At 64.9% G+C, this 21,265-nt stretch carries 20 protein-coding genes; 3 read left to right on the top strand and 17 right to left on the bottom strand.

What is annotated here, in order from left to right:
* Positions 1–150 precede the first annotated feature (150 nt).
* Both K663_RS08380 and K663_RS08375 read left to right on the top strand, forming a co-directional pair.
* Positions 151–936 carry a type IV toxin-antitoxin system AbiEi family antitoxin gene (locus K663_RS08380; protein ID WP_021690794.1) on the top strand — a complete coding sequence of 262 codons (786 nt, stop codon included), beginning with the start codon at positions 151–153 and terminating at the stop codon, positions 934–936.
* A complete protein-coding gene (locus tag K663_RS08375) occupies positions 830–1,861 on the top strand; it encodes a nucleotidyl transferase AbiEii/AbiGii toxin family protein (protein WP_235589565.1) in 1,032 nt (343 codons plus the stop codon). Before K663_RS08380 ends, K663_RS08375 begins: the two co-directional genes overlap by 107 nt.
* Positions 1,862–2,074: 213 nt before the next feature.
* Here the strand turns inward: K663_RS08375 and K663_RS08370 are convergent, their stop codons facing one another.
* The gene (locus K663_RS08370) at positions 2,075–2,428 is read right to left on the bottom strand and encodes a hypothetical protein (RefSeq protein ID WP_013846840.1); all 354 of its coding nucleotides are present in this window, start codon (positions 2,426–2,428) and stop codon (positions 2,075–2,077) included.
* A 597-nt stretch (positions 2,429–3,025) separates the two neighbouring features.
* Between K663_RS08370 and K663_RS08365 the strand changes: the two genes are divergently transcribed.
* Positions 3,026–3,475 (top strand): hypothetical protein, encoded by a 450-nt coding sequence (locus tag K663_RS08365; RefSeq protein ID WP_013846839.1) that lies wholly within the window; start codon positions 3,026–3,028, stop codon positions 3,473–3,475.
* On the opposite strand, the gene K663_RS08360 is transcribed toward K663_RS08365, so the two are convergent.
* From K663_RS08360 to K663_RS08280, 16 genes are all read right to left on the bottom strand, one after another.
* Entirely contained in the window at positions 3,472–7,242 is a 3,771-nt protein-coding gene (locus K663_RS08360; RefSeq protein ID WP_013846838.1) for a conjugal transfer protein TraG N-terminal domain-containing protein, read from the bottom strand. The two genes, K663_RS08365 and K663_RS08360, sit on opposite strands and share 4 nt — an antisense overlap.
* A 14-nt stretch (positions 7,243–7,256) precedes the next feature.
* Entirely contained in the window at positions 7,257–8,681 is a 1,425-nt protein-coding gene (locus K663_RS08355) for a conjugal transfer protein TraH (RefSeq protein WP_013846837.1), read from the bottom strand.
* 45 nt (positions 8,682–8,726) lie between these two features.
* Positions 8,727–9,311: a hypothetical protein gene (locus tag K663_RS08350; protein WP_013846836.1), complete on the bottom strand. Its 585-nt coding sequence runs from the start codon at positions 9,309–9,311 to the stop codon at positions 8,727–8,729.
* The gene (locus tag K663_RS08345; protein ID WP_013846835.1) at positions 9,308–10,180 is read right to left on the bottom strand and encodes a conjugal transfer protein TraF; all 873 of its coding nucleotides are present in this window, start codon (positions 10,178–10,180) and stop codon (positions 9,308–9,310) included. Before K663_RS08345 ends, K663_RS08350 begins: the two co-directional genes overlap by 4 nt.
* Positions 10,177–10,788 carry a S26 family signal peptidase gene (locus K663_RS08340; RefSeq protein WP_013846834.1) on the bottom strand — a complete coding sequence of 204 codons (612 nt, stop codon included), beginning with the start codon at positions 10,786–10,788 and terminating at the stop codon, positions 10,177–10,179. Before K663_RS08340 ends, K663_RS08345 begins: the two co-directional genes overlap by 4 nt.
* Entirely contained in the window at positions 10,760–11,641 is an 882-nt protein-coding gene (locus tag K663_RS08335) for a type-F conjugative transfer system pilin assembly protein TrbC (RefSeq protein ID WP_013846833.1), read from the bottom strand. The genes K663_RS08340 and K663_RS08335 overlap by 29 nt, the downstream gene beginning before the upstream one ends.
* The gene (traN, locus tag K663_RS08330; protein WP_013846832.1) at positions 11,613–12,731 is read right to left on the bottom strand and encodes a conjugal transfer protein TraN; all 1,119 of its coding nucleotides are present in this window, start codon (positions 12,729–12,731) and stop codon (positions 11,613–11,615) included. The genes K663_RS08335 and traN overlap by 29 nt, the downstream gene beginning before the upstream one ends.
* Complete coding sequence (locus K663_RS08325; RefSeq protein ID WP_013846831.1) at positions 12,728–14,671, bottom strand: hypothetical protein; 1,944 nt, start codon at positions 14,669–14,671, stop codon at positions 12,728–12,730. Before K663_RS08325 ends, traN begins: the two co-directional genes overlap by 4 nt.
* Before the next feature lie 319 nt (positions 14,672–14,990).
* Entirely contained in the window at positions 14,991–16,007 is a 1,017-nt protein-coding gene (locus K663_RS08315; protein WP_013846830.1) for a TraU family protein, read from the bottom strand.
* A complete protein-coding gene (locus K663_RS08310) occupies positions 16,004–16,669 on the bottom strand; it encodes a conjugal transfer protein TraW (protein WP_013846829.1) in 666 nt (221 codons plus the stop codon). The genes K663_RS08315 and K663_RS08310 overlap by 4 nt, the downstream gene beginning before the upstream one ends.
* Entirely contained in the window at positions 16,659–16,895 is a 237-nt protein-coding gene (locus K663_RS08305; RefSeq protein WP_013846828.1) for a hypothetical protein, read from the bottom strand. Before K663_RS08305 ends, K663_RS08310 begins: the two co-directional genes overlap by 11 nt.
* A complete protein-coding gene (locus tag K663_RS08300; protein WP_143761317.1) occupies positions 16,892–17,434 on the bottom strand; it encodes a hypothetical protein in 543 nt (180 codons plus the stop codon). The genes K663_RS08305 and K663_RS08300 overlap by 4 nt, the downstream gene beginning before the upstream one ends.
* Entirely contained in the window at positions 17,398–17,808 is a 411-nt protein-coding gene (locus tag K663_RS08295) for a hypothetical protein (RefSeq protein WP_013846826.1), read from the bottom strand. The genes K663_RS08300 and K663_RS08295 overlap by 37 nt, the downstream gene beginning before the upstream one ends.
* Positions 17,805–18,131, bottom strand: coding sequence for a hypothetical protein (locus K663_RS08290; RefSeq protein ID WP_013846825.1), 327 nt, complete (start codon positions 18,129–18,131; stop codon positions 17,805–17,807). The genes K663_RS08295 and K663_RS08290 overlap by 4 nt, the downstream gene beginning before the upstream one ends.
* A complete protein-coding gene (locus K663_RS08285) occupies positions 18,128–20,644 on the bottom strand; it encodes a TraC family protein (protein ID WP_013846824.1) in 2,517 nt (838 codons plus the stop codon). Before K663_RS08285 ends, K663_RS08290 begins: the two co-directional genes overlap by 4 nt.
* Positions 20,641–21,243 carry a TraV family lipoprotein gene (locus K663_RS08280; RefSeq protein WP_013846823.1) on the bottom strand — a complete coding sequence of 201 codons (603 nt, stop codon included), beginning with the start codon at positions 21,241–21,243 and terminating at the stop codon, positions 20,641–20,643. The genes K663_RS08285 and K663_RS08280 overlap by 4 nt, the downstream gene beginning before the upstream one ends.
* Between the last annotated feature and the right edge of the window lie 22 nt (positions 21,244–21,265).

Here is a 21,265-nt window from a genome sequence, read left to right as displayed (position 1 = left end):
CCGCGAACCGCCATGCCTAGGGCGGATAAGTGTATTGACCTACGGTCGCACGATCCAGTTTGCCGAGCTCTGATAATGCCAAGCAAGGCTTAGCTAATTTCGAAATTAATAAACTCGACAGTAGTTTCCCAATCTGTCAAAATGCATAGCATGGCTTCGCAAACATTAGGAAAATTAAACCGGCTGCAACGGGATCTCCCAGAGAGCCTGCTGGTCGACGCGGCATGGATGGAAGCCCATGGTTACTCATCATCGCTGCGGAGCCAATATGTTCGCGCGGGATGGCTCGATAGCCCGACCCGGCGCGTCTATCGCCGCTCGCGTGGACCGCTCACCTGGGAACAGGCCGTTATCTCACTGCAATCCCTGTTGGACCTGCCTTTGACAGTTGGCGGGCGCACAGCGCTCGAACAGCAGGGCTACGCTCATTATCTCTCCATAACGGTGCGCGAAGTCCATCTCTATGGGCCAAGCCGGCCGCCGACATGGCTCGACAGCCTGCCACTCGATGTCTCGTTCCGCTGGCATAACAGCCTCCGGCTGTTTCCAGTCGACGGCGAGATTCCTCCCGAGCCTGCGCCCCGGATGTCCAGCACCGCCGGCACGACCTTGCCGATCCGCTGTTCGAGCAAGGAACGCGCCGTTCTCGAACTGCTCGATGAGCTTCCCCATGAGAGCTTCCATCAGGTCGACATGCTGATGGAAGGAATGAGCGACCTCAGCCCACGTCGCCTTCAGACACTTCTTGAGGCGTGCGCGAGCGTAAAAGTGAAGCGTCTCTTCCTCTTCTTCGCGGATCGCCATGGCCATGCCTGGCGTTCGAAGCTCGATGTTTCCCGCCTGGATCTCGGATCGGGCAAACGCGTCCTGGTCAAAGGAGGGAAGCTCGACCGGCGCTACAACATCACCGTGCCCTCCGACCTGGCGGGAGAATAGCTGTATGGCGTTTCTCGACGGCTACCGGAGACAGGTCGCTCTTCTTCTGCGTGTTATGCCTCACGTCGCGAAGGAGGATATCTTCGCGCTGAAAGGCGGAACAGCGATCAATCTGTTCGTGCGTGACCTGCCGCGACTTTCGGTGGACATCGACCTCACCTATCTGCCGATCGAGGACCGCGCGACCTCGCTCGCCACGATCGATGCGGCGATGCTGCGGATCAAGGAACGCATCGAGGAAGGACTGGTCGGAGCCAGGATTCATGCGTCGCGTTCCGCTGACGAAAAAATCGTCACCAAGCTCATCGTTCGTGCGGATGATGTGCAGATCAAGATCGAGGTCACGCCAGTGTTGCGCGGGACGGTCTATGATCCCGTCGTTATGGGTGTCGTTCCCGCAGTCGAGGACGCCTTTGGTTTTGCTGAGATTCAGGTGGTGTCCTTCGCCGATCTCTATGCGGGAAAAATCGTGGCGGCGCTCGACCGGCAGCACCCTCGCGACCTCTTCGACGTCCGCGACTTGCTGGCGAACGAAGGCGTCACAGACGATTTGCGACGTGCATTTCTCGTCTACCTCGCCAGCCATAATCGCCCGATGGCCGAGGTTCTCGCTCCCGCCCGTAAACCGCTCGCCGAGGAGTTCGAGCGCGGTTTCGTCGGAATGACTCACCAGCCGATCACTCTGGCGGAACTGGAATCAGCGCGTGAAGACATCATCGCGTGCATGGTTGCCGGGATGCCTGACACTCATCGGCAATTCCTTGTCGGCTTCAAGCGTGGTGAACCGGACTGGGCGCTTGCGGGCATTGATGAGGCGAGGCGACTGCCCGCGGTTTTGTGGAAGCAACGTAACCTGGACCGGTTGGACCCTGGCAAGAGGCAGGAGCTTGTTGCCGCGTTGGAGAAGCAATTGCTGCCGGGATAGGTCAGGCGCCCCTCCGACGCCTGCAGGTCAGCCTGTTTGCGGCGAGCAGCGCGGAAGGGTGGTGGTTAGGTGAAGTGCGGGAGCAGCGAGGAAAGGGTGGAGGTGATGGGAGAGGGAGCCGCTCGCGTTTGGGACCAGCAGGTACATTGAAGGCTTACGGTTCGACATGGATTTTGGCGGAATGGCCGGGCAATGTCTTTCCGCCAGCGCTGGCTATATTCTTGGTGATGCAGGCGCGCGAACATAGCGCACAGCGTGGTCGAGGCGCTCCGCCGCGTCGGCCTCGCTGATGCGGAGGCGGCGTGCGATCTGGCCAACGGTAAAGCCGTCATTGCGATGAAGGAACAAGGCCCGCATGGTCAGGTGCGGTAGATCGGTAAAAACAGAATCCCATACCTCGCCTTCTTCCCCCATCTTGCCCGACGACCCCATGACCCTCTCAATCACATCGTGGAGATCGGCAGCAGCGGGTTCCTGCAAGGCGTATAGGATCGCCAAGGACTGCTCCATCATTTCCAGCGCTTGTTCTTTTAATTCGTCGTTGCCCGGCTCGTTACCGCTCCCCATGCTCTCACCTCCTTCTTAGTTGCAGAGGAGCATGACAGAAATCGCGGGATTTTCATCAACAACAACCCCCAACTTGGATATTGTTGTGCGCTGGCTCTTTGCGCGAAGGTGCCATGCGCTATTTTATGGTTTCCGAGCCGTTAGCCGGACTTCAGATTTTGAAAACATCATGACTGCCAGCCTTACAGGTCGCGCCGCCGCTCGCATCAGCGGAGGTGCCGAGAAGGGGGTTGCCCGGGGATGGAGATGCTCGAGATATGGAAAATGCACGGTCTCGTGCCGACCTTGTAAGTCATATGCCCAGCAGAAGCGGCTGAGACGCAGTCCGTGTTGGACACCGCAAAAGCTGTCCCAACCGCGACATTTACCGGAACTGGCAAGAACGACCGTCATGCATTGACATTGGTGACGGTTATTGCGGCGGCGCCAATACCCTCTCTCTGGAATTGACGCCGCCACATCGATCCCTGTTCGCAAAGATGGGTCAATGCCGATAGATTAGAAGCGTTGTTCCCAATCGGTTTCCAGATCGAGCCGATTCACAAATGATGGAACACCGACAGAATTCTGCTATAGTCCTCCAGTGAGGATATAGCGATGAACAACGCCGCCCATATTCAAGCGCCCGAACCGGCATCGCCTCGGCTGAAACCGGCCGATTGGCTTTGGCGTCCGTGGTACGCGAAGCTGTGGTGGTCGGCAATTCCGGTCTGGTGGATCGGCATGGCTGCATCGACCAGGATCGCGCCGCTTGAGGCGTTCTACGACAGCGCGGCGGCCGGTTTTCTCAACGTCCTGTTCTTCCCGATGATGGCGCTTATGGTGCTCGGAATCGGCTATGCACAGCATTGGCTCGCGCAGTTTCCAAAGCAGGGTGACGGAACTTCGCTGTCCGATGAAACGGTAGCTAGAATCGCCGATGTATGGGAGGAGCATGATCGGGCAATGGAGGATCTCCATGCCAGCTCCGATATTCTCGATCCGAGGTCTGGTGCATTGTGGATCGGAAATCCTTTGAGCTCTCACTGGCCTCACAAACGACTTTAACGCTTCTTGAAGCTACTGTCCCCGTCGCCGGGGCTGTTATCGAGATCGGTCGAGAACCGACCACTTTTCAGGACGGAATTCTGTTCGATTGAGGTGAGCGGACCGGTGATATCGAACGTAGCTCGCCCGGAATCCGCATCCTGCAGGTAGCGATTGCGCATCCCGTTCGGGCCAAGAATGCGTTCCGATAGTTCGCGCGAGAAGGCCGCTTCCGGGCTGCCGGAGCGGGCAGCCGCCCGTTCAGCCGCTGCTATTGCATTGCGGACGTCGTAGTTCACGATATCAATCGCTGACTGCGCCGTCTCGCTCGTGGTGCCAACGTCACGGCTCTCAAACCCAAGACTCCCACCGACACGCCCCGATGTGGAGCGTCCCTTTTGGGTGATCGGGCTTTGGTTCGATTGTTGCCCTTTGCCGCTAGGTTGTCCGCGACCGCCCGTCGCTTCCGACTCATTGGCACTGATAGTGCCGCCAACATGAGCGCCGATAGTGGTCCCCATCGTGGTCTGGTCCTGCGCGGATCGTGAGAGCCCGCGCTGCCATCCGGTCTGCGCGATGATCGCCTGGACGTCGCGCGTAAGCGTATCGGCCACCTGCGGGTTAAGCCGCCAGTTGCCATGCCGATCCATCTCGAACCCGCCGCGCAGCCAGTTCTGCATCATCGCCTGGCCCTGTTCGCCGCTGCTGAGGAAGTGTTCAATGGTGTCAGGGCCTGCCTGCTTGCCCGCCTCGAACCGCGTGGAGGTGTCGTTGCGTGCCGATTGCTGGAACCCGACCGAGCTGGAGACGAGAAGATCGTTGTCGGCGAACGAGAACCTTGCCCGCCCGCCATTGGCGACCGCGCCGAGCTGGCTTTCGTTGATGAGCCCGCCACGCCACATCTGCGCCGCCGTCTCCGGGGTAAGATTGAGGCTCAGATCGCCATTCTGCGCCATGGCGATCTCGCGCTTCGACATGTCCACCCCATGATCGGCCAGCAACTTCTGCATGCGGGTCAAGCGCTCATTGTCGATGATCCGCGTCAACCGTTCGTTGCGGGCGCGATCAGCGATGCCTGCCGCGCCGCCTTCGGCCATATCGACCTGATTGCCGGCACCCTGGCTGAGCGTGCGGATGAAGCTGTCGAGATGTGCGGCCTGTCGCACCGACATGCCCGCCGCGGCCGCGCCTTCCGCGAACCCGGCGTTGTCGGCCTGCCGCCGCTGCTCACCGATCCGGGCGGCGGACCGTGTCCCGTCGTGACCGACCTCACGCTGCGCGTCGAGCTTGCCCGACCGTTCGGCAAAATCGAAGCCCGCTGCCTCGCGGGTGCGCCCATAGACGCTGGTGCCCTCGCGCGCGGCCTCGGCGGTCGCACCGTCGGCGGTGCCGACCTGCACGGCGGCATTGTAGGTTTCGAGCGCCCGCATGACCTGCGCTTCATTTCTGCCCGTTGCGCGCGACAGTTGGGAAATGGCGGTGGAGCGAGCCTCTCCGGATAGCGCGTTGATAAAGGCGACGCGTCGGGAGGTTTCCTGAACGGAGAGGCCGAGCATGGAGGAAGCGTTGCGCTGGCCCTCATTGCTGCCGGTCCTATGCGCCTGCTCGGTCGCGACATTGCCGCGCTCGATCCGCCTTACATTGTCGCCAGCAAAATCGCGCCTGCCTTCCATCGCGCCGACCTGGATCTGCGCGCCGGTCAGATCGTTCCTCAGCATCTGCTCCTGGTCGAAGGTATTAGCGATCAGCTTGGCGAAGGTCGGATCGGCCGACGCCTGCGCGATCACCGTCGAGGCTTTGAGCGCGGCATCCTGCTGGTCGTAGCCGCTCCTCTCGAAATGCCGCTGCGCGCCGGACAGCATCATGTCATAGGCGCGCGTATCCCCGAACGCCTTCCACTGGACCATCTTCTGCGTGAAGGCCGCGAACGAACGCTCCCCGGACTGTCCCTCTCCAAAATAGCCGGTGCCAAGGCTGCGGAGCGCATCCTTCTCCGCGAAATTGTGGATCGCGCTGGTCGCGGCATTGTCGCGCACGGCGCGCACGGTCGCGGGATCGGTGAGGCTGCGGCCGGTGAGGGCAGGGGAGAGCCCGCCCAGTTCGCGCGCCGCATCGAGCTTGCCCATGCCGAATGCGGCCGTTCCGCTGGCGCCGCCGCCATGTTCGCCGAGCACGCTGCTCGCCGCACCGAACGCCCGGTTGGCGCCGAAGGTCGAGCGTTCGCCGAAGTCCCCGAAGTTCGAGGCCGCGCCCCGGCGCGCCATCGTGCCCGCGGCCCCCGCCTGCGCCTCGAGCGCGCCGGCATAGCCTTCGCTGGTGGCAAGCGGCGCGGCCGCCGCCGTGCCCTGACCCTGCACACCGAGCGCGCCGGATGTGAACGAGGTGAACACATTGCCGGAGAACCGGAAAACCGTGAACACGAAGGCCCCGGCGAGGCCCGCGGACGCGGTGCGGAAACTCCCGAAGATCGCAAGCGCCTTCATCGCGGACGACGGCGCCAGCATCCAGGCATTCGCCGCGACATGGTTGGCGCGCATCTCGGCCAGCACATCGGTCGCGCGGCCCAGCGTCAGCTGATAGATGCCGGCGTCGATCACGCCCCAGAGCGCCACGAAGACGAACAGGCCGAGGGCGAAGCTGGCGACGCGCAGGTTGATCGGGGTCAGGATGAAAAGCAGCGCGACGGGCATCATGAACAGCATGATCCCGAACACGGTCGCCCGGATCGTCGGCATCCACTCGTTCGCGGTCGACATGGTGGCGAGGCCAGACGAGACGACGGCGCGATTGGCCATGACGCGCGCCGCCGTCGCCGGACTATCCTCGAACAATACGTCGCCCACCGTGCTGCCGAGCATCACATTGGTCAGGAACTGCTGGAGCGAGAGCGGCGTATCCATCATCATCTGGCCGAGTTCGCCGATGTTGGACCGGCAGCGCTGAAGCTGTGTCGCGTTGCCGATGTCGTAGCCGGTGCGGGTGCAGACCTGCGCGACATAATTGTCGAACAGCGCAGGTTCGGAGAGGCGTGTCGAGATATGTTCCCACGCCTCGTTGCAGCTCACCGTCGTGCCGCCCTTGTCGGTGGACGTGAACACCGTGCTGAAGGTCGCCGGCCCCGCCATCGCGGCAAAGGCGGCAGGAAGATCGGTCGCCGTGCGGAACAGCTGATCGTCGTCGACGCCATAGGCGGGCGAGACGCGCGCGACCGGATAGCATTGGCGGACATAGTCCTTGATCGTTGCGTCGAGGAAGGTGTCCGTCATCGGCCCGCGCGGGGATGCGGCATTGAGGAACAGATCGAAGCTGTGCCCGCCCGCGCCGAACTCCAGCTTCGCATGGGGATCGGTGGTGTTGTCGTCGATCACTTCGGCCAGCGCGCGTTCCATCATGTTGGTCATGCCCGCGACCAGCACGATCAGGTTCGGCACATCGCCGACCGGCTGATAGGCGTTGCGGACGCGGTCGTAGACGTGGACCGTGCCCGTCGTCGCGACCAGGCCGACGAACAGCCCGACCCCGATCAGCATCTGGAACCCGAAGGCGACCAGCCCCATGCCTTGCCCGCGGATGCTCGCGAGCAGCACGCCGAGCGCGATGCCCACCACCGCGACGATCAGCACCAATGTCTCGTAACGCGAATCCCCGAAGATCATCGAGACGAGGCGGAAGGCGTCCACCGTCTCCGCAAAGCCGTCATAGGTGTGGAAACTCGCATCGATCGCCAGCGCGGGACTGGCCGAGAAGAGAGCGATCAGGACCGAGATCGCGCGAACTAAGCGGTGCATGACGCGGCCCTCCGTCAGCGGTTGCGGTTGGCGGCGGCGCCGGCGGCGTCGCGCGCATCACGGTCGCGCTGGCGCACGACCCCGGCATAGTTGGCCGAGAGGTTCGCCTGGTTCAGCGCAGCCATGTAGGACTGGCGCATCTGCGCGCGCTGGCGCAGCACCTCGTCGCGCAGCCCGCTCAATTGCTCGATGCCCTTGGCGAGGATGCGGGTCTGGCAGATCCTGGCGCTGCCTGCATCGGCCGCACCGGCGGCGGTCACGCCGCGTTCGGCATTCGACACGGCAAAATCTATGCTGCGCGTGAGGTCGTTGAGCATCTGATAGGCGAGCGTCAGCGCAACCAGCTCGTCGGTATCGCCGATCACGCTCTCGACCAGCCCCTGGCGCACGCCCCATTCGAGCAGGCGATAGACCGGCAGGGTCCGCACATTGGCGACGAACTGGCGTTCCTCCGTCGTCAGAGTGGCGCGCGTGCGGATCTTGACCGCGATCGACTCCATCCGGCCGCGTGCGAGCACCAGCGCGCCCTTACCGCTGCCGTCGGTCGAGCAGTCGGCGGCGGTCGGCGGCACCGCGATCGCGCGGGTCTGAACCTTGCCGGTCAGGAAATCGTCGACACTCTCGGTGTCCTGCCGTGCGCAGGCGGGGATGGCCGTGAACAGCGGAACCTTGTCCGCCGGGTCCCAGCGCATATAGACGTCGCCAACGCGGGCGCGCATGACGCCGGCCCAGTCGGACGCGCCGACACGCGCGGCGGCATGGGCTAGCAGCGAGCCCGTCTTGAAGATTTCCGTGACTTCCGCCGGGCAGTTTTCCAGCGCATCGCGCAAATCCTCGGTCGGATTGCCCTGGTTCGCCTGGATCTTCTCGCGGCTCTGCTGATAGCTCTTGGAGAAGCCCTCGCGGACGCTCTTGTAGCCGGTCATCTCCTCGATGATGCCCGACATATTGTCGTCGCCCCGGGCGATCTGGACCATGCGGTTGGCGAGCCGGCAATCGTTGACCTGGATCGAGTTCAGGAAATTGGTCGCCGCCTCCATCTTCGAGATGATGTTACCCATTTTTTCATCGAGGGTTTCCAACAGATACTGGAAAGCGACAGCCGGGGCAGCCTGAAGGATGCTTTCGAGCTTCTGGACGAGATAGTCGGGATCGAGGAACGACATGCCGCCCAAAAACATGTCGATTCCCCCGCAGCCCGCGCGGACCTTGGGCAGCGTGACCGACATGAGATAGTCGTTATGGACATCGATCCGGCCCGACATGCCGCCCGCGGTGATATAGCCGCGGGTCTGGTCCTCGAAGGAGCCGGGGCTGGTGTAGGTCACATTGTCGAACCAGCTTTCGGCCCAGCTTTGCGCGGACGCGGGCGAGGCGAAGGACAGACAAGCCAGCAGGGGAAGGGCGAGCAGGGTCAGGCGGCGGCGCGGGTTTGCCATGGCGGGCAGCTTTCGTTTACGCGGGCAAGGGGCTGGCTCCCCATGTCAGTTCCTTGCCCTGTTGGAGGAGGGACGCGTGGGTGCGGCCACGATTCCGGTGAACTTGGCCATGCCGCGCACGCCGACAGCGGGCTTCACCCCGGTCAGCATCTTGGCGGCGAGGTAGAGATTGCGCGCGAGGTTGGGCGCATGATCGGTGCCGATCGCGACGGGAATGACGCGATTGGAGTCGGAGACGGGCCGGACCCAGGCGACAGGGTGCCCGACCCAGGGCAGGCCGAGACGCCCGGAGCGCAGCATCGCTTCCTGGCTGCCGATCGTGCGGACCTTCCAGCCATAGCGTTGCCCCAGGGTTCCAAGCCGCGCCCAGAGATCGGCGCAGGGGATGCAACCGGGCGCCGTGCTCATCTCGACGATGAACGCGGGGGCCTGGCCTTTCATGGTTTCGGCGAAGTCGGGCGGCCAGTCGCGCGTCACCGGAACGCGGGCGAGCCACTGGCGCATCTCCGGGTCGGTGGCGACAGGGTGGATCGCCGCGCGCATCGCCTGTTCGTGCGTCGGCGCCTGCGCTTGAACAGGTGCACTCGCCATGACCAGCGCCACAAGCAGGATGGGGGCGAAGCGGATCATGGCCGGGGCTCCATCCGAACGTCCACCAGATCGCCCCCCAGCACGCGCGGATCGGTGGCCGACACCGGGCCGTTGGCGAGCGCGTCGAAGAACCCGTCTTCCTCGCCCGCACCGGTCAGGAACTGTTCGGGCCGGATATCGCCCGCTAGCAACCGGACTGCCTGGTAGGCCATCTGGATGAGGTTGGGATAGGCCTCGACTCCGCTCGCGATCACCATGCGCTGCTGGCTGCCTCGCCGGATCACCATCGTCGTGGGCGTGACCTCGACCCCGAAGCGCTGCGCGAGTTCGGGCTTGCGATCGATGTCCTGCAGCGTGACCTGCCAGCCCATCTCGTCCTGGAAGCGCTGGACGATCGGCCACTGGACACGGCAATAGCCGCAGGTCGAACGCGAGAACATGACCAGCGCGAATTCATTGGACCGGCTGCGCAGATACTGGCGGCGGACCTGATCCTTCTGCGCGGAAAGCTGATCGCGCGCCTCGCCGACCATAGGGTTCGCCGATTTGGCGTTGAGTTCGGGATTTTGCAGCATGGCGATCTGGGTGACGCCGGCGAAGGCGCGGGCCTTGCGCCGGGCGAAGTCCTGCAGGCGCCAGAAATCCGCCACCGCATCGACCGTCAGCACGGTCGCCGCGTAATCCCGTTGCTCCTCGATAAGCTTCCTGATCTTGGGCGGCGTCCATGTCGCCAGCTCGACCATCGGTGGAATGCGGGGTTTGACGAGCGCGTCGGGATCGGGTTCATCGTCGGCGGGTTTGGGCGGCGCCTGATACCACCAGTAGCCGGTGCGTTGATCGACGGTCTGCGCATGGACAGGCAGGATCGGCAGGAGCACCGCCGCGATGAGGAGGGCGGCGCGGATCACAGCAGCTTCTCCATGCGCTTCAGCCGCTCGATCTCGACCGGGCCGTAGTAGCGGCTGTCGAACCCGCTGGCGTGTGACGAGCCGACATAGATCATGCCCGCGGGGATCGTCGGATAGAACGGCCGCCAATGGTCGAGCTTCTGCCCATTGTGCCCATAGGGCTTGCTGATGCCGAGCAGCTTGCCGTTGCAATAGTACCAGCCATCCCATTCGCCGGGATGCATGGGGCCAGATGCAGACGACGGCTTCTCGATCCAGTCGATGCGGTCACCCGGCAGGCACAGAGCCATCTTGGTGACATCGACCGGCCTGGGGCCGGCGAGCGGATGCGACAGGGTGAACGATACGAAATCGCCGCGGTGGATCGGCCCCGGCGCCTTGCGGACGAGCCAGGCGTCGATCGAGGGACTCATCACGATGGTTGCCTGGGGAATCGCCCACCAGGTCAGGAGGCCGACCGGCAGGACTATGCCGAACGCCTTCCAGAGCTGTTTGGGGCGGGGTGGCTGGCCGAGGCCGGAACTGCCGAGCGCGACCGCGGCTTTCAGCGGCAGCAGCTTCAGTTCGGCCCAGCCGGATCTAGCGGCCCTGAAGGCGAGTCTGAGCATCGCTGACCTCCTGCTTGCCGCCGAGGCGGGCATATTCTTCGAGAAGTCCGGAAAGCGCCGCGTCGCCGTAGATGACATGGGCGGCACGCGGGGCATCATCCTCGCGCTCGCAATAGGGGAGCGCCGGATCGCCGGGCACCATGGCGAGCGCGGGGACGCGGGTGACGCCGTGCTGGCGGAAAATGAGCGGATCGACGATCAACTGCACGTCGCGCATCGCGCAGGCCGGGCCTTCGCAGCCGGGATCATGGCGCAGGATTTCCGCCGAGAGCTTCGCCATCGGCGCGACCTTCGTCAGCCCGCCGGGCATTCCCCGGAACGCCAGCACGCCGCCGACCCGTTCGAGCTGCCCGGCATAGGTGCGCAATGTCGTCAGCGGCATCGAGGACGAGACGAACAGGACCGGCACCCAGCCTTTGGCCTCGGGCGGTACGGTGGCGCCCGCGACCGCCTCCATGTCGGGCGCATCGAGACCGAGCGCCTGGCCGAGCCGTCTGGCCATGGCGTCGCGCTCGGCGGCCATCGCTTGCCTCCCTTTGTCGAGCGCGGTGCGCGCCCGCGCGTCCATCGCTGGCGACGGGGCGCGTTTGCGCAGTCCCTCGAAGGCGCGGCGGCGGGTCTCTTCCGATGGCGCGGGCAGCGCGGTCGGACCTCGTGTTTCCGCTTCGGCCTTTCGCGCGGCGGTGGCGCGTTCGAGCCGGTCCATCGCCGCGTCGCCTTGCGCCTGCGCGCGTTCCCTGGCGTTCACCGGTGGCGCGGCATCCTGCGCGTGGGAGGGCGCGGAGGCGGCGAGGAGGAGGGTGAGCGCGGAGAGACCGCGCAGCCTATGGCGTGACCGCACGCATATACGCATCGATCTTGTCCTTCATGTCGATCTGGATGTCGGCCTGGGCGCGGGCCTCGATCTCGGAATAATATTCGGAAAGGTCCATTTTGGAGAAATCCAGCGCCTGGAATTCCTCGGGGGTGAATCCGCGGCAGTAGGGGTTCTTCGGCGTGCCCCAGCCCAAGCCGTTGAAGCTCTTGAGCTGCGGGCGACCCTGTTCCTGGATGATGCGGCCAAGCTTGGTGTTGAAGCAGCAGTGGCCCTTGGATTTCTGCACGCAGATGCCGAGGATCTTCGAACTGCAATAGGTCCCGACTTCGTGGCACATGCCCGAGCCCCGGAGCATGCCCACTTCCATGTCTTGGCTGTCACAGCCGGACAGGAGGAAATCCATCATGAAGTTGATGGCGAGACTGATGGCGATCGAGGTCGGATCGATCCCGGCGATGATCGCGTTCGCGCCGGAGCTTGCGGCCTGGCCAGCGGTCGCGCCCGCCTTAAACGCACCATAGGCGGCCTTCATGCCGGTGAAGACGCCTTTCGCCACCGCGATCTTCGTGCCGATCGACGAGATGGATGAGCCCATCCCGTCCTTGACGATCTTGCCCTTGTCCTTGCAGCAGTTCGAAAAGGTGGTCTTGAGGCCCGCCGGGCGGCAGCGCACCGCGCGTCCCGCGAATATCTCGATATTGCCAAGGCAATGCCCTTCGGCGTCGACTTCGCCATCGGCAGGCGCGCCGGGATCGTCGACGATGGGATCGTCCTCAATTCCGGTGCCGTCGCTGCCGGTGCAGGCATTGGGCGAGCACATCGGCGTGCCGCCGCCGACCGGCGTCAGGCATGAGTGCTGGCTGCCGAGCGGGCAGCTATACGCGCCCTCGGCATCGGCCACGCACATCACTTGCTGGATCGGGCAGAGCCATTCTTCATCCGCCATGATTGTGCAGTTCGCGACCTCGCCAGGATCACCGGCATCGCCGTTGCCATCGAGATCGACCGCGCAGACCGGGAGCGTTTGCGCTTGCGCTGGCGTGACATGCCCCGCGAGCAGCAAGCCGGACAGGCCGAGCGCAAGCAGCTGTGCGCGCTTCCGCCAGGGAAGGAGGCGCCCGATCATCGCACTTCCCCCGTGCAGACCATGTCGGCCCCACCGAGGCGGACGGTCTGCATCATGACGACGGCTTCGGGAAAATCGTCGAGGCAGCCGCAGGCCGAGACGATTTCCTCGCCCGGACCCACAGGGCAGACATCGCCGCCGCCTGCCGCCGTGCAGGCATGGTAGAAGGTGTCCCACCCGACAGGCGCATTCTGTTTCGTGCCGACCACTCCGTCGAGGGTAGCCGCCGTATTGCGCGCGGGCGCGCGGGTCTTGCAGACCGGCTCGCAGGCCGGAACCGAACCGCGATCGGGCAGCGCGAAGGGCCGTGACGCGGTGGCATAACCCCCGTCCGAGGTCCTCGTCCGGTCGGCCAGCATGGTCTCGGTCGAATGGTCGATGATATAGGCGCCGCGGCTCAGATCAGGTTCCGGCATCGATCCGGTATCGACGGTACAACGATAACGGCGCTGACGCTCGAACCATGGCCGCGCGAGACGGAGCGAGCAGGCGCCGCTCTCGAACAGGCGTGCCTGGGGGAGGGGCGTAAGGCCGGTGCCGACGCCGTTGCGGAACGTCTCGACGCCATCGACGCTTTCGTCATGAAGCGCGCAATTGACGTCGCCGGCATAGCCCGCGCACAGGTCGACGATCCGCTCGGTCGGGTTGCAACTGAGATCGAGCATTGCATCGAACTGCGCGAAGGCCTCTCCTTCACCGCCGACCGCGATGCGCATGGAAATGACATGCTCGCCGCGGGTCAGCCACGGCTTGAGGTCGAGATTGGGATAGGCATGCCAGGTCCGTTTCCGCTCGCACTTGCCGGGCGGCAGGCCGGTCCCGGTCCAGTTCGCCGGATTGGACAGCACGAGCTCGCCGTCGATGCGAAGCTGGAGCCAGTCGTCGAAGAAATAGTGCGAGAGCCGGAACTGCGCGAGGCGATCGGGATCATCGATCCGCAGCCGCATGGAAAACTCGAAGATGCGGCAGCTCCCGCCTCGCAGGCTGTCGTCGCGCGGCGAGCCCATCTGCAATGTGAGCTGATCGGGTGCGGGCGCATAGATCGCATAGGCGCCGCCGAGATGCGCGATCACATCGTCCGCCTTGACGGCGTTCAACGACACCTCCCGCGTGATCGTGCAGGACCGGATCTGCTCGGCCTTGCCGACGCCGGCGGGCGAGCCCTTGAGCGCCTGGAAGATGCTGTTCGATGCGGCGACGCTCGCGGCATCGCCCTGGATCGTGGCGGGACTGGCGCGATAGGCCGTCTGCGGGAGCGCGGGGTTGGGCGAGCAGGCCGTGCTTTGGGCGCCAGTGTAACGGATGGCCGGGCCGTCGATCACCGCCTGCGCGACGCCGACGCGCGGATCGGCCGTGGTGAGCGCGCCGATGACGCCGCCGCCTAGGTCCTTCAGCACCGAGGCCATATTGCCCCAGACGAGGTTGCTGCCGCAGCTGTTGTTGATGCAGTAGCAACCGGCGAGATCGGTCAGGTCGACTTGCGCGAGCTTGAGATCGCCGCCTGACGCAACATCCCATTTGAAGCTCTTGCACTGGTTCCAGGTGCCCGGCTGACAGGAGACGACGCCATTGGCGCAAATGCCCGATACCGGCACCGGCAGGGTCAATGTCTGGTCGACCGTGCCGTCGAGATCCTTGTCGCGCGATATCCGCAGCGTGCCGATATCGCCGGTCGCCGCCGGCTGCGCGATCAGTTCGAGCAGCGTCGCCGTCTTCTGGCACGCTATATTGGGGTTGAACGTCCGGCTGTTGTCGACTGTCGAGATCGGTTGTCCGGCAAGCCCCGGCGTCAGATAATTCTGCTGGATCGCATCGCTGTCCGAGGTCTTCGCGCGGGATGCTTCGGCGGCGGCGCGGGCGCGGTCCTCGACCGTCTGGGCCGAGAGCGGCGCCGGCGCCAGAGCGCTGGCCGCGAGGAGGAGGATGCCGCGCTTCACCATGGCGTCCTCGCGCGGGTGGTTCGCGAGCCATGGGCGAAGCGCAGCATGTCTCCCGCCCGGAACGCGCTGGATCCGGGCGAGAGTATCCTGAAGACGGCCTGTCCCTCAAAAATGGTCAGCGCGGCCGCCACCGGAGATACGGCGGGAGGGGGCATTGCCGGCCCCGGCGGGGGGCTTTCGGCCGCGCTGACCGAGGGGGGAGCGGCGGTTGAAAGGCACACCGCCGCTCCTTCCGCGCGCCCGCTCACGGTGGGGAGCGTTCCGTGACGAGCGGGGCAGCTACCCGCGCGAGACGCACGGTTTGGGGGAAGCGATCTGCTCATGGCGTGGAAATCCCCGCGCAGCAGATCGCCTTCTCGAACAACATGAATTGGGCATTGTCCTTGCCCGGCGCGTGCTTGCCCGATGTCCAGAGCGCGCCGGGCCGCCCGATATTGACGCACTTACCGCCCTTGACCGGCTCCATGATCTGGAGCTTGTAGCGGGACTTGGTCCAGATCGGCTGCGCCTTGAACGAGCAGCCGTCCGCCGAATGGATCGTGAGAGCGCCCAGCCTGCCCATCATGAAGGTCGAGCGCGCGGCGAGCCCGGCCCAGGCCTCGACGCTATCGCCAAAATGAATATCGCCGGCGACCGGATAGGTCGCGCCCCAGGACCCCATGCACCAGAATAGAGGGTCAATGACCTTGCCAGCGGCCGCCGCGGCGCTGTCGGCCATGCAGGCAAGACCCGCCGCCGGATTGCCGAACAATATGCCTTCGGGCTGGATGATCGCGCCGAGCGTCCCCGACTGCCAGGTCGGCAGAACCTCGGTGATCATCGCGACGTCGAACCCGTCATCTTCGATGCACGGCAGGTCGGTGAACATGTCGAGCATCTTCCAGACCGGGCTGATGTAGTAGTGCGCCTGCGCGAACATCTTGCGGGTGTTGGTGCCGTCGGAGATCGACGACTGGCTGCCCTGGAGCTTGCCGCCGGTCGGCATGAGATCGACGCCGAGCGCCATCATGCAGCCCGGCTCGGTCACGACATCGATCATGCGGTTCGGGCTCCAGAACGAAACCTTGACCCCGAACCAGAAGGTCGCACCCTTGCGGCAGGCGCAGAGCGGTTTGGAGGCCGACTGGGCGTCCAGTTCCTTGTCGAGCTTATCGTAGGAGCCCACCCGCACGCCCCCGATCGTGATCGGGAAGATGCAGTTCCAGCGCACCTTGGTGATCGGATTGAACACCGTGCCCGCCTCGCATTTGGAGGCATGCGCAGGCGTGGCGGGCGCGACGAGCGCCAGAGCGAGGGCCGCCGCGCCGGTGCGCAGCATCGAGATGAGCCGACTCATGGGATGGCCTTTCGTACGGGAGTGCGATCGGCGCGCACCTCTGTCAGCTCCAGCTTCTGGCCGACCTGCCGGACGATCACGGGCGCGACGGTGAGGCCCAACCGCTCCTTCACGCGCTCCTCGAGAATGAAGAGGGCGCGGCCGTGCTTCTCGCCAAGCGAGAGCGCATCGTCCTTTGCGTCCCCACCGCCGGTGAGGATGATCCAGTCGGTGAGCGCGGCGGTCTTCAGCGCCCAGCCCAGATCGCGGGGATGCACGACCACCAGCTTCTGCGGCAGCGACACATAGGTCAGCGGGTTGAAGGTGAAGCCCGCCGGATAGAGCAGCTTGCCGTCCGGCAGCCGGATTTCCTGATCGAGCGTGTAGAACGGCACAACGCTGCGAACCTGGGTCTGGCGCGCGACACCGAGCGTCGCGCCTTTCAATGCGCTCCAGCCCGAACGCGGTCCGAACTTTTCCGCCATATTGGGCGGCTGCTTTGCGGCGCGCGCCTCGATCTCGGCCATCGCGTCGGGCTCGGCGATCAGCCAGGTGCGCCCGATGGTCGATGTCTCGGCGTGGGCCACCCCCGCGACGATCAGCGCGCCGGCCAGACACCCGGCGATGAGCGTGGACTGGATGGCGACGACATGCCAGCCTTGGGGGACACGTCTATCGACCACGGCGGCGCTCCCTCCAGGGAACGGCAGGCGTGCGACTCTCGCCGCAGACCGCGCAGATGAACGCGGTGACGCCCAGGAACAGCGTGAGCCAGATCAGCGCCTGGCTGCCGCCGAGGTCGGGGGCCGACCAGAGCACCAGCGAAGACTGGAGGATCATCAGCAGATGCGTGCCGACCAGCAGGCGAATGGATGACGGACAAGGCGCGCCGGAGAAGATGCCGTTCATCGGCCCCACCTTTCGGCATGTCGGGCGAGGGCATTTGCCATCCTCGACGCGCGGTGCAGGAACCAAAGTCCTCCCCGCACAAGCGCGATCGGCGTCAGGACAATAATGGCCGCCCGCATGAACAGGGGCATTTCCGGGACGAGCAGGAACAGGCCGACGATGATCGAGGCCGCCGCCGCTTCGAGGCCCACGATCTGCCGAAAGCGCAGAGCCGCGATCCTCTCGTCCCGACCGGACGTATATTCCATGGCAAGCGCGGCGCGGGCCATGATCAGGAGCACGGCTTCATTCGAGCGATGCAGGCGTTCGACATAGGCTTCCTGCGTCTCGCCCGGCAGGCGCGGCGCCATCCCTGGACGGACCAAAAGATCCTCCGGCCGTTTTCCGGGACGAGGAGGGATTTCGTCGATCCCGCCGTCGATCTGCCGGGCAAGCCAGCGGATCATGTCGCCGACCAGCGGGCGGATCGACGACGGGTCGGGCGATCCGGAGAAGCTGCCGTTCATGCCCATCTGCGTGCCCTCCGCGTGACCAGCCAATTCGGGATGCTGTCGATGATGCGGGCGATGCCGATCGCCAGCGCGGCGCCGGTGAGTCCGGCACAGGCGATCAGCCCGGCCACGAGCGGCACGGGCACGCTGTCTGCGGCCCCGCACAACCCTAGGCCGGCATAGGCCAGGGCGGCGATGACCGGCCCGGTGAAGGTCAGCAGGAGAGCATGCCGCCGCCAGCGCTGGCGCTCGCTTTCCAGGATGGTCCATTGCGCATCGCGAACGGACGCGAGGAACCGGACCCGGTCGCCCAGTTCCCACTGGCAGCGGACCAGGTAGTCGTGAAGGGATTCGTCCGGCCTGCGCACGACGAGGGTCAGGCGCTCATTGCCGCCACTGGGCGGGAGTATGTCCAGCATCATCTTTTCCTCCTGAGTTTTGCGAGCAAGCGGCCCGCGGCCCCGGTCAGGCCGATGAGGATGAGCCCGGTCAGGAAACAGCCGCCGCCAACGATCGCCGCGCCGCGAAGAACGATGCCGGCGGGCTGTTCGAGCACCAGCCCGGCCGCGAGCACGAGCGATGCGATCATCACGGATTCGATGACCACCAGGCGGAAGCGCCAGCGCAATGCGTCGGCTTCCGCCCGTGCGGCGACGCGCGCCTCGATGATCCGCTCGATATCCTCATCCGGGCTCTCCACGAGCCGGAGTGGCAACTGGTCGGGGGAGGGGGAGCGCCGCGTCATGACAGCGCACTCCGCTTCAGCGGCGCTGCGTCATCGAAGGACGTGCCGATTATCCCGGCGGGATCGACGCCGGCGAGATCGCACACCGCTTCGAGCGGCGAGCGTCCGGCGCGGACCAGCGCCTCGAACGCGGCCACGTCTTCGGGCGCGGAGGTGTTGATCCAGTAGCTGAACGGATCGACGACGAGCCGGGCGATGCCGAGGCCAAGCGGGCTGTCGATGAAGACTTCCGAATAGTTCGGTTTGTTGTTGCGGACCGATTTCAGGAGGTCGAGGACGAAACCCGAATAGTCGAGGATCTTGTTTTCGACCGCCTTGTCATAGGTCGATCCCTGCAGGAGGAAGCGCGTCGCGGCATTTTCCAGGATCACCTGTCCCGTGCCGCCGAACAGCAGCAGATCGTTCATGCTCTGGAGAATGATGCCGAAGCTGCCGCGATATTTTCGGGCGCGGCGATAGCCCTGGCTGATCGCCTCGGCGAGGCGCGACAGGTCCTGGCCCTCTTCGCGGGTCATGAACTGCGCGGCTTCATCGCACAGCACGAAGCGGGGGCGATCACGGGCGGACAGGTAGAGTTCCTGCGTTACCGCGTTGATCACCACCATGACGACCACGTTGAACAGGTCAGGCATGGCCTTCAGGCGCTCGAGTTCGAGCACCACGAATTCATCGTTCGAGATGTCGAACGTGCTGGGACCGTTGAAATAATGGCCGTAGGCTCCGTCCGACCCGAAATCACGCAGGTTGAAGGCCAATTCGCGCGCCGTGGGCACGAGGTGGTCGACCCGGTCGAGATCGGAGACGGTGTTGGCCGGATAGGAGCCGAGCCATTCGCGCACCGCATCGATCCCGGCTTCCGCGCGGCCGCTCTCGATCGCCCATTGCACGGCGGACTTGAGCAGGTTCCATTCGGACGTCGTGACGGGCTTGCGCGTCCCGGCGTTGGCCATCTCCGCGACGATCGACACCGCCATCGAGATCGCGGACTCTCGATCGTCGCCGTCGAGAGCGAGCCCCAGGTCGAACGGATTGAGGACGAGATGCTCTTCGCCCAGATCGATGTAACGGCCCGAGCAGAGCGTGCAGAGTTTCTTGTAGCTGCCGCCGATGTCGATGATGCGGATGAGCGCGTTCTGCGCGAAATACTGCTGGCACAGGTTATTGAGCAGGAAGCTCTTGCCCGCGCCCGATTCCGCCGAGACGATGAAGTTGTAGTTGTTGATACGCGGATCGAAGAGGTCGAGCGTGATGAGCTGCCCCTTGCGGCCCGTATAGAGCAGCGCCGGCCGCCCGCCGCCCCGGAAATCGGTTTGGATCGGCGACATCAGCACGCCCGCGCGCACCGGCACGCGGAAATCGCGCTGCAGCATACCGATCGTGCGTCGCTCGGGGTACAGGCCGAAGGGCAGGCTTGCCGCCAGCAGGATCGGGTTGAGGTAGGATTCCTCCTGGACCATCCACGGCAGCGGTTCGCTCTCCCACAGCCGCTTGGCGCGCGCCGCCATCTCGCGGGCCTGATGGCGGTCGCGGCCAAACACCCACATGGTGGGGATTACCGAGACGAACCGGGTGTTTCCGGCCTCGTCCAGGATCCACCCGATCTCTTCGATCTGCTTGCCGACCTCGACCGCGAAGGACCCCGCCGCCTTCTGCGCCGAGAGAATCTGCGCGCGCTTGTGGATCTCGAAGGCCGAGTGATCGAAGAGGACATTGAGCGTATAGAGGAACGGCCCGCCGATCTGGTCGCTGTCCTCGGACGACCCGCGCATGCCGCCGGTGAGACGATTGGCACGTTCGGCGGTGATCCGCCGCGGCGGCGACTTGGGCGTCAGACAGCGCGCCACCTGGTTGCCCAGATATACTTCCGGCCCGTCGAAGCGGAGCGCCGGCCCGGCATCGATGATCTGGCGGCGCAGCGGCACGTCGGCGGTCTGGGTGAAGACGCCGGGCGCGGGCGCATGAACGCCGTTGAAAATGCGCCGGTAGAGCGAGATGATCTCGCTCGGCGCCATCGGGCGGATGCCGAGCTTGGCGAGCTGCTCCTCGATCTGGCGGCGCAGGTCGCTGTCCATCGGCGCGCGCGTCTTGACCGACAGGAATGCGCGGAAATCGCGGATCGGGATGCCATGCAGGGCCTTCAAGCCCATGGTGCCGGCGCGCAGATAGTCGAAGGTGCGCCGGGCCGAGGCCTGGATGAGCGGATCGGGCCGTGTCTTGAGGTCGAGAAAGGCGTCGAGCGCATCGTCGATCAGCGGGTCGGCGAAACTCTGGAGCTGGAGGATCGTGCCTTCGGGAAAATTGACGTTGAGCAGCCCCAGCAGCGCCTCATGGACATGGGCGAACATATAGGGGGAGGGGACCAGCTCCCAGCTATATCCCCAGCCGTCGTCGATGGTGAGGAATGCCTGTTCTTCCTCGACCCAGGCAGCGAGCGGCAGGAAGTCGGAATAGCTGTCGCGCTCGACGCTGCGGCGCAGCCGCGCCAGCGTCATGCCCGATTGATAGCTGGTCATGGCCGGGGGCCCACTTCATTCTGGCCATCGTCGAGGTGGTCCCGGACCTGTTCGAGCACGTTCACGCGGGACGCGGGCGAAACCGGGGCGACAAGATAGTCGCCGACCACCCATTGCGGGCGCTCGACCAGCGAATAGACATAGCGCGGCATGTAGAGCCGGTCGGGACGCTGCCGGTCGGCATAGGGCAGGATCAGCGTGCGGACCGAACGCGGGGGCTTGAGCATCGGCGTGACCGGCTGCTCGATCAGCCCCTGCAGCTCGCGATAGACGCTGTCGCGATAACCGGCGAAGGCGCCCGATGCCGCTTTGCCAGAGCCTGATCCGCCCGAACTGCGTGCGGACTTGCCGTCCTTGAGCAGTTTCCTGTCCCTGGTGACCGCCGGATCGGACTTCGATGCGACGCCCGCAACGGCATCGGCATAGGCTTTCTCAGGATGGATGCATTGGCCATGATCGTCGTTCTTGCAGCTGAACTTCTCGCTATAGGGCGACATGACCGAACCCAGCGTGGCGCAGCCGCTCAGCATGAAGGCGGCGCAGACCGGAAGAAGCCGGGAGAGGGCGCGCGATCGGCGCGCGGGCGATAGAGGCCGCATGGGCGATACTCCCTGTTGGATG

The organism is Sphingobium sp. MI1205, assembly GCF_001563285.1.
Classification (GTDB): domain Bacteria; phylum Pseudomonadota; class Alphaproteobacteria; order Sphingomonadales; family Sphingomonadaceae; genus Sphingobium.
This window is presented reverse-complemented; position numbering and strand designations above follow the sequence as displayed.